Raw genomic sequence first — 14,258 nt, forward strand, 5'->3', positions numbered from 1 at the left:
GCCCGGGCGCCGTCGGGAGACTGCTCCAGACCGGTCGGACGAAGAGGAGCACACGATGGGCATCAGGGCGGCGACGGAGGCGGACTGGCCGGCGATCTGGCCGTTCTGGCGCGACATCGTCGAGGCCGGCGAGACCTACGCCTACCCGCTCGGCGCCACGTCCGACCAGGCCCGGGGCTGGTGGTTCGACGGCAGCCGGGTGACGGTCCTCGAGGAGGACGGCAGCGTCCTCGGCTCCGCCAAGATGGGCCCCAACCGCCCGGGCCGCGGCGCCCACGTCGGCACGGCGTCGTTCATGGTCGCCGCCACCGCACGCGGGCGCGGCGTCGGCCGGCGCCTCGCCGAGGACATGGTGGCGTGGCACCGCGAGCAGGGCTTCGCCGGCATCCAGTTCAACGCCGTGGTCGAGACCAACACGGGCGCGGTCCGCCTGTGGCAGGACCTCGGCTTCACGATCGTCGGCACGGTGCCCGGCGCGTTCGAGAGCACCCGGCACGGCCGGGTCGGCCTGCACGTGATGTACCTCGACCTGGGCTGAACCACGCACGCGGAAGGCCTCGCGTCTGGTGGAATGTCCCCATGGGCGACCCGATCCGCGTGTACCTCCTCGACGACCACGACGTCGTGCGCGAGGGACTCACCTTCCTGCTCGAGCAGCAGGGGGACATCGTCGTCGTGGGCCAGTCCGCGTCCGCGACCGAGGCGACCGCACGCATCCCGGCCCTGCGGCCAGACGTCGCCGTGCTCGACGCGCGCCTGCCGGACGGCTCGGGCATCGAGGTGTGCCGTGCCGTGCGGGCCATTGACCCGACGATCAACGCGCTCATCCTGACGTCGTACGACGACGACGAGGCGCTGTTCGCGGCGATCATGGCCGGCGCCTCGGGCTACGTGCTCAAGGAGATCCGCAGCTCCGACCTGGTCACCGCGGTGCGCCACGTCGCGGCCGGCAAGTCGCTCATCGACCCGGCGATGACGGCGACCGTGCTGGAGCGGATCCGCAACGGCCCGGAGACGCCCGACGAGCTGGCCTCGCTCACCGACCAGGAGCGGATCCTGCTCGGCCACATCGCCGAGGGGCTGACCAACCGGCAGATCGCCGAGCAGATGTTCCTCGCCGAGAAGACGGTGAAGAACTACGTCTCCAGCATCCTCGCCAAGCTGGGCCTCGAGCGTCGTACGCAGGCGGCCGTGCTGGCCTCCAAGCTCCTCGGCGACGCGCCGCGCTGAGGTCCCCGTCGCGGTCGGGACCTTGGTCCCGGGCGGCGGTGACCCGCGGCCCTGATGCCGCGAGCGTGGCGGCGGGACTCTGGTGGTGACCCAGCAACCCACCACCCGAGGAGGAGATGACGATGAACGTCATCCACCGCCAGCACCACATCACCGCCGAGGGCGTCACCACCTCCGAGACCGAAGAGGTTTCCCGGGTGGGCCTGTCCCGCGCCCTCGCCGCCCTGCGTATCGCCTTCGGAGTGACCTTCCTGTGGGCCTTCCTCGACAAGACCTTCGCCCTGGGCTTCGGCACCGGCGCGCAGTACGCCGAGGACGGTTCCCGCGCGGGGATCGACTTCATGGCCCAGGACGCCGCCTGGCTCAACGGCGGCAGCCCCACCGAGGGGTTCCTCACCTTCGGCGTACCCCCGGACAACCCCTTCCACGGGTTCTTCACCTCCCTCGCCGGGCAGACGTGGGTCGACTGGCTCTTCATGGCCGGCCTCCTCGGCGTCGGCGTGACCCTCCTGCTGGGGGTCGGGATGCGGATCGGCACGGCCGCCGGCGCCCTCATGTACGCCTTCATGTACGCCGCCGTCCTCCCCCTGGAGAACAACCCCGTCGTCGACGACCACCTCATCGGCGTGATCGTGATGGCCGTCCTCGCCTTCGGCGCGGCCGGCACCACGTGGGGGCTGGGTCGCTGGTGGAACCGCACCGGCCTGGTACGGAAGTACCCCGTCCTGCGATGACACCAGTCCCTCACCGGACCCGGCGCCTTCCCCCGGCGTCGGGTCCTCTGGTGTGCGGGCTGGTGGGCAGGCTCGTGCGCCGGCGCGACCCGGCCTGACGCGCCCGCGTCGACGTCAGCGCAGCGGGACCCGCCACACGAGCACCGTGCCGCGCTCGCCGACCCGGGAGACCTCAAGGGTCCCGCCGAGGTCGTCGGCGCGGCGTCGGGCGTTGCGCAGGCCGCTCTCGGAGACCTCGTCGGGCAGGCCGACGCCGTCGTCGGCGACCCGGAGCTCGAGCCGGTCACCAGCCACGACGACGTCGATCTCGGCGGCGTCGGCGAGCGCGTGGCGGGCGACGTTGGACACCGCCTCCCGCAGCACGGCCAGCAGCTGGGCGCCGAGCACGTGCGACACGGCGGTGTCGACGGGGCCGGAGGTGCGTACGACCGGCGTGAACCCCAGCACCGGCACGTACTCCTTGACGAGCTGGCGGACGGCGGCGCGCAGGGAGTCGCCGCGGCGGTCCTGGAGCTCGAAGATCGTGCCGCGGATCGCCTTGATCGTGTCGTCGAGGTCGGCCACGGACTTGTCGAGCCGCTCCGCGATCGCGCTCCCACCGGTCATCGCCGCGACGCCCTGCAGCTGCAGGCCGGTCGCGAAGAGCCGCTGGATGACGATGTCGTGGAGGTCGCGGGCGATGCGCTCGCGGTCGGAGATCAGCGCCAGCTCCTGGCGCTCGGCCAGCGCCTGCGTGCGGTCGAGGGACAGCGCGAGCTGGTCGGCGAAACCGGCGAACAGCTCCCGCTCCTCGACGTCGAGCAGCCCCGACCCGGGTTGCACGATCGCGACGAGGGTCGTGACGGGCGCGAGGTGGGACCGCAGCGGCACGACGACGACAGTGGGTACGCCGTCCGCGCCGCCCGCGGTCGTCGTCACCGCGACGCTGCCGCCGGGCTCGACGTCGGCCCGGGCCTCGGCCAGCAGGGCGGCCACCCGGCCGTCGTCCGCCGCGACGTCGGGGGCGACGCTGACCGTGTCGTGCTCGGGTCCGAGCGAGGACCACAGCGCCACGGCGCGTGCCCGGGCGACCTGCCGGGCGGCGGACACGATCTGGGGCAGCACGGCGTCGAGGTCGACCGGCGGCTGGAGCATCTCGGCGAGCTCGGCTGACGCCTCGAGCCACTGCCGTCGGCGCTCGCTGAGCGCGAATGAACGCGCGTTGCTGATGACGTAGCCGGCCGTGCGGGCGAGCTCCTCGACGAGACCCTCATCGGCCTCGCTGAACGGCCCGCCGCCGGCCTTCTCGGTGAGGTAGAGGTTGCCGAAGACGGTCCCGCGGATGCGCACCGGCATGCCGAGGAACGACGTCATCGGCGGGTGGTTGGGCGGGAAGCCCACCGACGACGGGTGGGCGCTGAGGTCGGTGAGCCGCAGGCCCGACGGGTCCTCGATGATCACGCCCAGGATGCCGCGACCTCGGGGCAGGTCGCCGATGAGCGCGCGGGTGCGCTCGTCGATGCCGGTCGTGACGAACTCGACCAGCTCACCGTCGCTGCCCAGCACGCCCAGCGCGCCGTACCTCGCACCGGTCAGCGCGGTCGCCGCCTCCACGATCCGCGTCAGCACGCTGGTGAGGTCGAGGTCGCTGGAGATCGCCGTGACGGCCTCGAGCAGCGAGCGGGCGTCGGCGCCGAGGTCGGAGGCGGGAGTGTGGGGCACGCGCACCATCTTGACGTGTTCGTCCACTGTCGGTGGTCGAGCGGGCCGAGGAACGAGGTCCGTACCGAGACCCCGTCAGGCGAGCCGGCGCACGGGGAGGTGCTGCCACGGGTCCCAGCCGCCGCCGAGCTGGCGGCCGGTCACCTCGGTCCACGGGATGCGGACGACGAGGTTGCGCTGCCCGGTCGCCCACGGGTGCGGTTCCCAGGACCGGGCGATCTCCGCGAGCTCGTCCTGGTCGTCGACGAAGCTGCCGCGGCCGCGCACCACGACGCTCCAGCCGCGCTTGAGCTCGTAGTCGAACTGGTCGACCTCGAAGCACAGCTGCGCGCCGCGGCCGTAGGTCCCGAGCAGGCTGTAGGCGGTCGTGCGGATGAGGATCGACTCCCCGTCCACGGCGTAGTTCACCGGCACGATGTGGGGCCCGGTCGGCGTGCCGACCGCCACCCGGCCCGCGACGCCGGCCTTGAGCAGGCGCGCGCAGTCCTCGCGGGACAGGTCGTGGGTGGTGTGCATGGGAGCCTCCTTCAGCTGGACTCCCAGCCTCGCTCGCGCGCAGGCCCGTCAGCAGGGCCGAAGGTCCCGCGCCACCCGGGTCCGGAGTCGGCGATCGGCATGGACTTCGAGCGCACTCGACGTTGTCGGACGGGTCTAGCGTGGAGGACGTGACTGAAGCGATCCAGCAGGGCGGGCACCCCGCCCCCAGCACCCTCGGCCAGCTCCGCGAGAGCGGTCACCAGCTCAAGCCCCTGCGCCAGGAGCTCCGCGACAACCTGCTCGCGCGGCTGCGCGACGGGGTGGATCCGTGGCCGGGACTGCACGGCTTCGCCGACACCGTCATCCCGCAGGTCGAGCGGGCGCTGCTCGCGGGCCACGACATCGTGCTGCTCGGCGAGCGCGGCCAGGGCAAGACCCGGCTCCTGCGCTCGCTGGTCGCGCTGCTCGACGAGTGGACCCCGGTCATCTCCGGCTCCGAGCTCGGCGAGCACCCCTACGAGCCCGTCACCGTCACCTCCCAGCAGGCGGCGGCGACGTACGGCGACGACCTGCGGATCTCGTGGCGGCACCGCGACGAGCGGTACGCCGAGAAGCTCGCGACGCCGGACACGTCGGTCGCCGACCTGATCGGCGACGTGGACCCGATGAAGGTGGCTGAGGGGCGACACCTCGGCGACCCGGAGACGATCCACTTCGGCCTGATCCCGCGCAGCCACCGGGGAATCGTGGCGATCAACGAGCTGCCCGACCTCGCCGAGCGCATTCAGGTCGCGATGCTCAACGTGATGGAGGAGCGCGACATCCAGATCCGCGGCTACGTGCTGCGGCTCCCGCTCGACGTCCTCGTCGTGGCCAGCGCCAACCCCGAGGACTACACCAACCGCGGACGCATCATCACCCCGCTCAAGGACCGCTTCGGGGCCGAGATCCGCACCCACTACCCGCGCGAGGTCGAGCAGGAGATCGCGGTCATCGAGCAGGAGGCCCACCTCGTCGCCGAGGTGCCCGACTACCTGCTGGAGGTGCTGGCGCGGTTCACGCGTCACCTGCGCGACTCCCAGTCGGTCGACCAGCGCTCGGGCGTCAGCGCCCGCTTCGCGATCGCCGGCGCCGAGACCATCGCCGCGGCCGCGCTGCACCGCGCCACCACGCAGGGCGAGGTCGAGCCGGTGGCGCGGGTCGTCGACCTGGAGACCGCCGTCGACGTCCTCGGCGGCAAGATCGAGTTCGAGACCGGCGAGGAGGGTCGCGAGACCGAGATCCTCACCCACCTGCTCCGCACCGCGGTCGCCGAGACCGTGCGCGCGCACCTCGCCGGCATCGACCTGCGCCTGCTCGTGGAGGCCATCGAGGAGGGCGCCATGGTCAGCACCGGCGCCCGCGTCGGCGCCCGCGACTTCCTCGCCGGGCTGCCGGTGCTGGGGGAGTCCGACCTCTACGACGAGGTCTGCGACCGGCTCGGCGCCACCAACGACGGCGAGCGGGCGGCCGCGATCGAGCTCGCCCTCGAGGGGCTCTACCTCGCCCGCCGCATCGGCAAGGACACCGACGCCGGGGAGACCGTCTATGGCTGACCCGGTGTGGATGCGCGAGCAGTCGGGGACGAGGCCGCGGTGAGCCGGTTCCGCAAGTACGACGGCGGCGACCCGCTCGCCCCGCCCGTCGACCTCGCCGAGGCGCTCGACGCCATCGGCCAGGACGTCATGGCCGGCTACTCGCCGGAGCGCGCGATGCGCGAGTTCCTGCGGCGCGGGGGCACCGACCAGGCCGGCCTCGACGAGCTCGCCCGCCGCGTCGCCGAGCGGCGGCGCGAGATCCTGGAGCGCAACGACCTCGACGGCACGATGCGCGAGGTCAGGGAGCTCCTCGACAAGGCCGTCCTGGCCGAGCGCGGGCAGCTGGCCCGCGACATCACGCTGGACGACGGCGACCGCGCGTTCCGGGAGCTCATGCTCGACAACCTGCCGTCCTCCACCCCGGCCGCGGTGGGCGAGCTGTCGTCGTACGACTGGAAGTCCTCGGAGGCGCGCGAGGCCTACGAGGAGATCAAGGACCTGCTCGGCCGCGAGCTCCTCGACCAGCGCTTCGCCGGCATGAAGGAGGCGCTCGAGGGCGCCACCGAGGAGGACCGGCAGGCCGTCCAGGAGATGCTCTCCGACCTCAACGACCTGCTGGAGAAGCACGCCGAAGGCGGCGTCACGGACGAGGAGTTCCGTGACTTCATGGACAAGCACGGCGACTTCTTCCCCGACGACCCGCAGGACATGGACGAGCTGCTCGACTCGCTCGCCCAGCGCGCGGCCGCTGCCCAGCGGATGCTCAACTCGATGACGCCCGAGCAGCGCCAGGAGCTGATGGAGCTCTCGCAGCAGGCCTTCGGGTCGCCGCAGCTGATGGAGCAGCTCTCGCGGATGGACGCCAAGCTCCAGGCCCTGCGTCCCGGGGAGGACTGGTCGGGCTCGGAGGGCTTCGAGGGCGATCAGGGGATGGGCCTCGGCGACGGCACCGGCGCGCTGCAGGACCTCGCCCAGCTCGACGCCCTCGCCGACCAGCTCGCGCAGTCGCACCACGGCGCGCGGATGGACGACGTCGACCTCGACGCGCTCGCCGGGCAGCTCGGCCCGGACGCTGCCGTGGCGGCAAAGACCCTGCAGGAGCTCGAGCGGGCGCTGCGCGACAGCGGCTACCTCAAGCGTGGCTCCGACGGCGAGCTGCGGCTCTCGCCCAAGGCGATGCGCCAGCTCGGCAAGGCGCTGCTGCGCGACGTCGCGGAGCGGATGAGTGGCCGGTCCGGAGCACGGGAGACGCGTACGACGGGACTCGCGGGCGAGCGGTCCGGGGCGACCCGGCGCTGGGAGTTCGGCTCCACCGAGCCCTGGGACGTGCCGCGCACGATCACCAACGCCGTGCTCCGGGACGGCGGCGCCTCACCGGTGCGCATCCAGGTCGACGACATCGAGGTGGTCGAGACCGAGGCCCGCACGCAGGCCGCGGTCGCGCTGCTGGTCGACACGTCCTTCTCGATGGCGATGGACGGCCGGTGGGTGCCGATGAAGCGCACGGCGCTGGCGCTGCACCAGCTGGTCCGGTCCCGCTTCCGTGGCGACGACATCCAGCTGATCGCCTTCGGCCGCCACGCGCAGGTGATGGAGATCGAGGAGCTGACCGCCCTCGACGCGCGGTGGGACAAGGGCACCAACCTCCACCACGGCCTGCTGCTCGCCAACCGGTTCTTCCGCAAGCACCCCAACGCCCAGCCCGTGCTGCTGGTGGTCACGGACGGCGAGCCGACGGCGCACCTCGAGCCCGACGGTGAGGTGTGGTTCTCCTACCCCCCGCACCCCCTGACGATCGCCCACTCGGTGCGCGAGCTCGACGCCGCCGCGCGGCTGGGAGCGCAGACCACGTTCTTCCGGCTCGGCGAGGACCCCGGACTGGCGCGCTTCATCGACTCGATGGCGCGCCGGGTCGACGGACGCATGGTCAGTCCCGAGCTCGACGACCTCGGTGCCGCGGTCGTCGGGTCCTACCTCGGCTCGCGTGGGCCGGCGTCGTCGTACCGCGAGCACTTCGGCGACTGGTACGGCGGCGGCCGGGGGTTCTGGGTCTGAGGTCTGGTGTGGGTCGGTCCGCGTCGTTGAAGGTGGCGGCAGGTTGCACGCGATGAGCGGCTTGCGGAGCAATGTGCCGCCACCTCTGGGCTCGCGGGGGTCGAGGTGGCGGCAGATCGCAACTGACGAGTGGCTTTCGGAGCAATGTGCCGCCACCACGGCAGTCCGGGCGGGAGGCTGGCGTCCCCGACTCGGTCGCCGGAGACTGGCGAGATGCCCCGACTCGTGCAGGTGGCGCAGCGCGCCACGGACTTCGCCGCCACGACCGCCTTCTACGCCGACCTGCTCGGCGTGGCGCCGGTCGCCACGTTCGACCCGCCGGGGCTCGCCTTCTTCGACCTCGACGGCGTCCGCCTGCTGATGGACCGGGGCGCGCCGTCGGCGCTGATCTACCTGCCCGTCGACGACATCGACGCGGCCGTCGCGGGCCTGCGGGAGAAGGGCGTCGAGATCACGGGTGAGCCGCACGTGATCTTCCGCCACGACGACGACACGCTCGGCCCCGCCGGCACCGACGAGTGGATGGCGTTCTTCACCGACCCCGAGGGCAGCACCGTCGGTCTCGTCGAGCAGCGCCGGCGCTGATGCGTCAGCGGGGGTCGGCCGCCTCCAGCATCCTCAGCAGCTCGGCCCCCATGTGCTCGATGACCGCCTGGAGCGCCTTGGCCGGACGCACCATCACGGTGAAGTCGACGATCCGGCCCTCGGTGTCCCAGGTGATCATGTCGACGCCCGACACCTGCAGGCCGCCGACCTCGGTGCGGAACTGCAGCACCGCCGAGTCCGCGCCGAGCCACTCCCGCTCGTAGGCCAGCCCCGGCCCCAGGACGGTGAAGGCGGCGGTGAGGTAGCCGACGACGGTCTCGCGGCCCTCCTGGGGGGTGTGCACGGCCGGGCTGCGGAAGACCGCTTCCTCGGCGATGAGGTCGCGCAGCCCGGCGGGGTCGCGGCTCTCGACGACGGCGTGCCAGCGCGCGAGCGCCGCCTCTGACATGGGGGTGGCCTCGGTGGGTCGGGACATGCGCGTCATCGTGCCACCGGGCACCCGCGGTCTGACAGGGTCACCCCGTGCACCTCCGTGACCTGCCCCGCATCGTGTGGGCGCTCGCAGCGGCGCGCTTCGTCTCCTCGGCGGCGTCCTTCACGATGCTGTTCCTCACCCTCTACCTCACCGGACCCCGCGACGTCGGGACGGCAACGGCGGGGCTCCTAGCCGGCTGCGTCGGGGTCGGGGCGCTCGCCGGCAACTTCACCGGAGGGCGGTGGGGCGACCGGCTCGGGCACCGGCGGGTGCTGCTCGCTGCGTCGAGCTCGGGCGGCCTGCTGCTGATGGCGGTCCCGCTTCTGCCGGTCTGGCTGCTCCCCGTCGTGCTGCCCGTGTGCGCGTACCTCCTCGCGACCGGGTCCCTCTCGGCGGGAGCCCTCTCGGCAACGGCCGTGCCGCGCGGTGAACGTCGTACGGCGGTCGCGGTGGCGCGCGCGTCGTCCAACGCCGGCTTCGTCGTTGGGCCGCCGCTCGGTGCACTCCTGGTGTCGTGGAGCTACGAGGCCATGTTCGTCGTCGACGGCCTCGTGGTGGTGCTGATCCGGCTCGTTCTCAGTCGGGTTCTCCCGCCCGACACGTCGACCCCCGCGGCCGCGCCGACGGACGGTGGGCTGTGGCGGTCGGTGCGTGCCGACCGCGCGCTGCTGGTGCTGCTGGTCGGCGTGGTGCTCGTCGACCTGGTCTACCGCCAGCTCTACTCGACGCTCCCGCTGCACCTGCGCGACCAGGGTCAGCCGGTGTGGCTGTACGCCACGGTCATCGCGGCCGGCTCGGCCCTGATCCTCGTGCTCGAGATCCCGGTGACCCAGTGGCTCAGCGGTCGCGGCGCACTCGGAATCGTGGCGACGGGCTACGCCCTGGTCGGGGTCGGCACCGCGATGTTCGCCCTGCCAGTCACGCTCACGTCGGTGCTGCTCGCGATGGTGGTGCTCACCGTCGGCGAGATCCTCTACAAGACCACCGCGACCGCCCACGTCCTCGACCAGGCGCCCGACCACCTCGTCGGGCAGTACCAGGGCCTCTACACGGGCGCCGCGACCAGCGGCACGCTGCTCGCAGCCCCCGTCGGGACAGCGGTGTACGCCGCCGCGCCCGCGCTGCTGTGGCCGCTGATGGCTACGGTCGCGATGGCCGCAGCGGCCTTCGTGCTGCTCGCCCGGCGCGTCGAGAGCCTCAGTCGGCGAAGCCCGGGAGCGACTCCTCGAGGATCTCCCGGAACGGCACAGCGGCCCCGAGCTGGCTGAGCAGGCCGAGAGCGCCGAGCCAGGTGCGGTGGATGAGGAGGTAGGACGTCGGCAGGTTGAGCTTGGTGGCGAGGGTGAAGGTCTCGGCGCGGGGGTCGTTGATGCGCTCGAACTGCGTGCGCATCCACTCGCGGGTGAAGGTGAAGCGTTCCTGGTCGGCCGGCTCGACGAACGGCGCGAGGTAGGCGAGCAGCATCGCGGGATCGACCTCGATGCGGTCCTTGATGAACCCCTCCTCGCGGAGACCGGCGACCAGCGACTCCTCGTCGGACTCCAGCGCGATGCGGATCAGCCGGCCCATCGCCTCGGGGAGCTGCCCCTGCGGCAACCGGGCGACGGCACCGAAGTCCAGGACGCCGAGCCGGCCGAGGCCGCCGTCGGGCCCCGGGATGACGCGGTAGTTGCCCGGGTGCGGGTCGGCGTGGAGCATGCCGGTGCGTCGCGGCCCCTCGAAGAGGAACCGGACGAAGAGCTCGCCGTAGTGGTCGCGCTCCTCCTGGGTGCCGTCGCGGATGACCTGCGCGAGGGAGTAGGCGGAGTCGAGCCACTCGGTCACGAGCACCTCGGTGCCGACGGTGACGACCGCGGGAACGACGATGTCGGGGTGGTCGGCGAAGGCCTCGGCGTACGCCGCCTGCGCCTCCGCCTCGAGGTGGTAGTCGAGCTCGTCGGCCGCGCGGTCCTGCAGCTCCGCGACGAGCGGCTTCAGGTCGATGCCGGGGAAGACCGGCGCGACCCCGCGCGCGACGCGGGCGATCTGGCGGAGGTCGGACATCAGCGCCTCGCCGGCGCCGGGGTACTGCACCTTCACGGCGACCTCACGGTCCTCCGTCGACTCCGAGCCGCCCGCGTGGTCGCGCCAGCGGCCGCGGTGGACCTGCCCGATCGACGCGGCCGCCGTCGGGGCGCCGTCGAGCCAGACGAGCCGTTCGGACCAGTCGTCGCCGAGGTGCGCGGTCAGCTGCTCGCGCACGGTCGCCGTCGGCATCGGGGGAGCGGAGTCCTGCAGAGCGGTGAGGTGCTCCCGGTAGGGCGCGCTGACCTCCTCGGGCAGGGCTGACTCCAGCACGCTGAGGGCCTGGCCGAACTTCATCGCACCGCCCTTGAGCTCACCCAGGGTGCGGAAGAGCTGCTCGGCGGTGCGCTGCTGCACCTCGGTGAGCACCGCGTCGGCGGGCTTGCCCCCGAGCCGCTTGCCCAGCCCCATCGCCTGACGGCCGGCATAGCCGAGCGGGAGCGCAGCGAGTCGGGCCGTGCGCGCGGCAGCCTTGCGGGGGAGCTCGGTCATGCCTCCATTGTCCCGGTCGACGCAATCGGGTTGCCACACCCGTTCCGACGCGGCGCGCCACCCGCGGTGATTCCCTGGAAAGTGGGGCGTGACCCGGGGCAGGTCCGCTCGTTGGAGGACTGGACGACCTCGACCCCTCGGGAGGACAACGTGCGACCCAAGACCCTGCTCGCCTGTGCAGCGAGCGTGCTCGCCGCCACCGCCACCTTCGGCGTCGGCGCGACCGCGCCGGCCGCTGGACAGGCCACCGCCCCGGCCGCCGACCGGGCCAACGTCTCCGACTTCCTCGCCGGGCAGCTGAGCGGGCTGACCGGGCGGACGACGGTGATGGTGCACGGCACCTCGATCACAGCTGCCCGCGAGGCCGTCGCGGCCACCGGGATGCGGAAGACCGGCGAGTTCACCAGGATCGGCGTCGTCATCGCCGACGCCACCCGCAGCCAGGTCGACGCCGTCCGCAGCCAGGGCGGAGTGACGTACGTCGAGGGCGGAGCCCAGCCGATCGACTTCTTTCAAGAGACCTCCAACACCGCGACCCGCGGTGCGGAGGCAGCCGCCACCCTCACCGGCGCCGACGGCACGCCGCTGACCGGCAGGGGCGTGAGCGTCGCGGTCATCGACTCCGGCGTTGACCCGACCCACCCCTACTTCAAGGAGGCCGACGGCTCGAGCGCCGTCGTCGCCAACCTCAAGGCGCTGTGCGAGCCGCTGACCGAGACCTGCTCGGTGCAGCGCGTGCCCGCCTTCGTCGACACCGACACCCTCTCCGTCGGCGGCCACGGCACCCACGTCAGCGGCATCGTCGCCGGCCGCCCGACCACGCTGACCGACGGCGGCAAGCTGCAGGGCGCTGCCCCCGGCGCCAAGCTGGTGTCGATCTCGACCGGCGCGGGCATCGTGATCCTCGGTGCCGACTCCGCGCTCAACTGGGTGCTCGAGAACCACGAGGCGCCGTGCGGCGCCGGCGTACCTGCGTCGACCTGCCCCCCGATCAAGGTCACCAACAACTCCTACGGCCCGAGCGGCGGCGGCGAGTTCGACCCCGAGTCGGCCACGGTCAAGCTCCAGCGCGCGCTTGCGGCCGAGGGCGTCGTCACGGTCTGGGCTGCGGGCAACGACGGCGGCGACGGCTCGACGAGCCTGACCAACCCGCCCGGGCAGGATCCCACCGGCGGCATCCTCTCGGTGGCCTCCTACTACGACCAGGACACCGGCACCCGCGACGGCGTCGTCTCCGAGTTCAGCTCGCGCGGCCTCGCCACCGACTCCTCGACGTGGCCCGACGTCTCGGCGCCCGGTGAGAACATCACCTCGTCGTGCCGCCTGTACCTGGCGATCTGCTCGACGGGCCTGGACTTCCGCAACGGTCCCGGCGCGCTCGACATCGGCACCTTCAACACCATCAGCGGTACGTCGATGGCGGCACCGCACATCGCCGGGATCGTCGCCCAGCTGTTCCAGGCCGACCCGACCGCGACGCCCGCCGAGATCGAGCGGGCGCTGAAGGTCTCGGCGCACAAGTTCACCGACGGAGCGGCCTACCAGTCCGGTCCGGTCGGCACGACGTCGTACGACAAGGGCCACGGCCTCGTCGACGTCGTGGCGGCAGTCGCGGCCCTGGGCTGAGCACGGGCCCGGCTCGGGGCTGAAACCAGACCCCTCCAGGGATGGCCGTCGCGCGACAGGGGTGCGGCGGTGCGAGGCGGGCGGAGGCCGTGGGGTCTTCCGCCCGCCTCGGTGTCTGCCCGCCCGCGATCGGTTTGCTGGGAAGGTGGGGCCATGGAGATCGAGTTCGCCGGCGAGGTGGTCGAGTGGCGCGGGCCGGCGCCGTTCTTCTTCGTCGCCCTCCCGCCGGACGCGGCCGACCTCGTCGACGATGTGAAGGCCGACGTCGTCTACTGGGGCGTGGTTCCGGTCCGTGCGTGGATCGGCGACACGGAGTTCACCACCGCGATGTTCCCCCGGGAGGACACGTGGTTCCTGCCGCTCAAGGTCGCCGTTCGTCGCGCCGAGGACGTCGACCTCGGCCAGGTCGTCGACGTCCGGATGCAGGTCGGTCGGTAGTCACCCGGTGGCCGGCACGGGGCGACCGCGTCGGAGGGTCAGGTGGAGGCTGAGGGCGACGTAGTAGGCGACGTAGGCCACCGAGATCGCCAGCCAGACCGGGCTGGGGTCGGGGAGCTGGGCGACCAGGACGGCGTACCCGATCAGCCAGATGCAGGTGAGGACGAGCGTGGTCGACTGCAGCGTGGAGGTGCGGGACGGGTAGACGTAGCCGACCGGGACGAAGACGAGGACCGCGCAGACCAGCAGGACGGCGGCGACCGCGGTGGTCTGCAGGTCGAGGACCACGACGTAGAACGCGGCGATGTTCCAGTAGCTCGGGAAGCCGAGGAACAGGTGGTCGTCAGTCTTGGCGTCGACCCGGCAGAACTGGTAGGCCGAAGCGAGCAGCGGGATCACCGCGAGGACCGTCGCCGAGGGGCCCTCGCCCAGGTACCCCGCGCTCCACAGCAGCAGCATCGGCATGAAGGCGTAGGTGATGTAGTCGACGATGTTGTCCAGGAGCGCGCCGTCGAACGACGGGGCGTGCCGCTTCACCTGGACGTACCGCGCGAGCATCCCGTCCGTGCCGTCGACGACCATGGCGACCAGGAAGAGCCACAGCGCCCGGACGGTGTCGCCCTCCATGACGGCGACGAACATCAGGAACGCCAGCACGACACCGGAGGCGGTGTAGGCGTGCACCAGCCAGGCGGCGACGGTGTGTCGACGCTGCGTCAGGGCAGCCACGCGACTCCTCGGGTAGGGCGAATCGTGCATGAGAAGCGGATCATGCCAGTCCCAGGTGCGATCAGGGACAACCTCGGCGCGCGTTGCCGCGTCTCCATGTATGTCCCCGTCCCG

Annotated in this window: 14 protein-coding genes; 9 read left to right on the forward strand and 5 right to left on the reverse strand. The window is 72.3% G+C overall.

What is annotated here, in order from left to right:
- Positions 1-55 precede the first annotated feature (55 nt).
- The 3 genes from JOD65_RS07625 to JOD65_RS07635 all read left to right on the forward strand — a co-directional run bounded on the left by JOD65_RS07625 (position 56) and on the right by JOD65_RS07635 (position 1,964).
- On the forward strand, positions 56-538 hold the full coding sequence (locus JOD65_RS07625; protein ID WP_191192999.1) for a GNAT family N-acetyltransferase: 483 nt from the start codon (positions 56-58) through the stop codon (positions 536-538).
- Positions 539-579: 41 nt separating this feature from the next.
- Entirely contained in the window at positions 580-1,230 is a 651-nt protein-coding gene (locus JOD65_RS07630; protein WP_191192998.1) for a response regulator, read from the forward strand.
- A 122-nt stretch (positions 1,231-1,352) separates the two neighbouring features.
- On the forward strand, positions 1,353-1,964 hold the full coding sequence (locus tag JOD65_RS07635; RefSeq protein ID WP_191192997.1) for a hypothetical protein: 612 nt from the start codon (positions 1,353-1,355) through the stop codon (positions 1,962-1,964).
- 114 nt (positions 1,965-2,078) lie between these two features.
- On the opposite strand, the gene JOD65_RS07640 is transcribed toward JOD65_RS07635, so the two are convergent.
- Both JOD65_RS07640 and JOD65_RS07645 read right to left on the reverse strand, forming a co-directional pair.
- A complete protein-coding gene (locus JOD65_RS07640; RefSeq protein WP_191192996.1) occupies positions 2,079-3,665 on the reverse strand; it encodes a GAF domain-containing sensor histidine kinase in 1,587 nt (528 codons plus the stop codon).
- A 75-nt stretch (positions 3,666-3,740) separates the two neighbouring features.
- The gene (locus JOD65_RS07645) at positions 3,741-4,181 is read right to left on the reverse strand and encodes a pyridoxamine 5'-phosphate oxidase family protein (RefSeq protein ID WP_191192995.1); all 441 of its coding nucleotides are present in this window, start codon (positions 4,179-4,181) and stop codon (positions 3,741-3,743) included.
- A 149-nt stretch (positions 4,182-4,330) separates the two neighbouring features.
- Between JOD65_RS07645 and JOD65_RS07650 the strand changes: the two genes are divergently transcribed.
- The 3 genes from JOD65_RS07650 to JOD65_RS07660 all read left to right on the forward strand — a co-directional run bounded on the left by JOD65_RS07650 (position 4,331) and on the right by JOD65_RS07660 (position 8,359).
- The gene (locus JOD65_RS07650; protein WP_307821006.1) at positions 4,331-5,737 is read left to right on the forward strand and encodes a sigma 54-interacting transcriptional regulator; all 1,407 of its coding nucleotides are present in this window, start codon (positions 4,331-4,333) and stop codon (positions 5,735-5,737) included.
- A gap of 39 nt (positions 5,738-5,776) precedes the next feature.
- Positions 5,777-7,774, forward strand: a complete 1,998-nt coding sequence (locus tag JOD65_RS07655) for a vWA domain-containing protein (protein WP_191192994.1) — start codon at positions 5,777-5,779, stop codon at positions 7,772-7,774.
- A gap of 213 nt (positions 7,775-7,987) precedes the next feature.
- Complete coding sequence (locus tag JOD65_RS07660; RefSeq protein WP_191192993.1) at positions 7,988-8,359, forward strand: VOC family protein; 372 nt, start codon at positions 7,988-7,990, stop codon at positions 8,357-8,359.
- A 4-nt stretch (positions 8,360-8,363) separates the two neighbouring features.
- Here JOD65_RS07660 and JOD65_RS07665 read toward each other — a convergent pair whose 3' ends face one another.
- Positions 8,364-8,795: a nuclear transport factor 2 family protein gene (locus JOD65_RS07665; RefSeq protein WP_224747107.1), complete on the reverse strand. Its 432-nt coding sequence runs from the start codon at positions 8,793-8,795 to the stop codon at positions 8,364-8,366.
- A 47-nt stretch (positions 8,796-8,842) separates the two neighbouring features.
- Between JOD65_RS07665 and JOD65_RS07670 the strand changes: the two genes are divergently transcribed.
- A complete protein-coding gene (locus JOD65_RS07670) occupies positions 8,843-10,063 on the forward strand; it encodes an MFS transporter (RefSeq protein WP_204811013.1) in 1,221 nt (406 codons plus the stop codon).
- On the opposite strand, the gene JOD65_RS07675 is transcribed toward JOD65_RS07670, so the two are convergent.
- On the reverse strand, positions 9,993-11,351 hold the full coding sequence (locus tag JOD65_RS07675; protein WP_191192992.1) for an ABC1 kinase family protein: 1,359 nt from the start codon (positions 11,349-11,351) through the stop codon (positions 9,993-9,995). The genes JOD65_RS07670 and JOD65_RS07675 overlap by 71 nt on opposite strands.
- 150 nt (positions 11,352-11,501) lie before the next feature.
- Between JOD65_RS07675 and JOD65_RS07680 the strand changes: the two genes are divergently transcribed.
- A complete protein-coding gene (locus tag JOD65_RS07680; protein ID WP_307821008.1) occupies positions 11,502-12,977 on the forward strand; it encodes a S8 family serine peptidase in 1,476 nt (491 codons plus the stop codon).
- Positions 12,978-13,130: 153 nt separating this feature from the next.
- Complete coding sequence (locus tag JOD65_RS07685) at positions 13,131-13,415, forward strand: DUF1905 domain-containing protein (protein ID WP_191192991.1); 285 nt, start codon at positions 13,131-13,133, stop codon at positions 13,413-13,415.
- Here JOD65_RS07685 and JOD65_RS07690 read toward each other — a convergent pair whose 3' ends face one another.
- Positions 13,416-14,144: a CDP-alcohol phosphatidyltransferase family protein gene (locus JOD65_RS07690; RefSeq protein WP_307821009.1), complete on the reverse strand. Its 729-nt coding sequence runs from the start codon at positions 14,142-14,144 to the stop codon at positions 13,416-13,418.
- Positions 14,145-14,258: the final 114 nt, after the last annotated feature.

The organism is Nocardioides cavernae (assembly GCF_016907475.1).
In the GTDB taxonomy this organism is placed as follows: domain Bacteria; phylum Actinomycetota; class Actinomycetes; order Propionibacteriales; family Nocardioidaceae; genus Nocardioides; species Nocardioides cavernae.

What these genes read in the sequence shown, in the direction of transcription:
- JOD65_RS07625 (WP_191192999.1), top strand. Translation starts at nt 56, where the DNA reads ATGGGCATCAGGGCGGCGACGGAGGCGGACTGGCCGGCGATCTGGCCG.
- JOD65_RS07645 (WP_191192995.1), bottom strand. Translation starts at nt 4,181, where the DNA reads ATGCACACCACCCACGACCTGTCCCGCGAGGACTGCGCGCGCCTGCTC.
- JOD65_RS07685 (WP_191192991.1), top strand. Translation starts at nt 13,131, where the DNA reads ATGGAGATCGAGTTCGCCGGCGAGGTGGTCGAGTGGCGCGGGCCGGCG.
- JOD65_RS07660 (WP_191192993.1), top strand. Translation starts at nt 7,988, where the DNA reads ATGCCCCGACTCGTGCAGGTGGCGCAGCGCGCCACGGACTTCGCCGCC.
- JOD65_RS07665 (WP_224747107.1), bottom strand. Translation starts at nt 8,795, where the DNA reads ATGTCCCGACCCACCGAGGCCACCCCCATGTCAGAGGCGGCGCTCGCG.
- JOD65_RS07630 (WP_191192998.1), top strand. Translation starts at nt 580, where the DNA reads ATGGGCGACCCGATCCGCGTGTACCTCCTCGACGACCACGACGTCGTG.
- JOD65_RS07635 (WP_191192997.1), top strand. Translation starts at nt 1,353, where the DNA reads ATGAACGTCATCCACCGCCAGCACCACATCACCGCCGAGGGCGTCACC.
- JOD65_RS07675 (WP_191192992.1), bottom strand. Translation starts at nt 11,351, where the DNA reads ATGACCGAGCTCCCCCGCAAGGCTGCCGCGCGCACGGCCCGACTCGCT.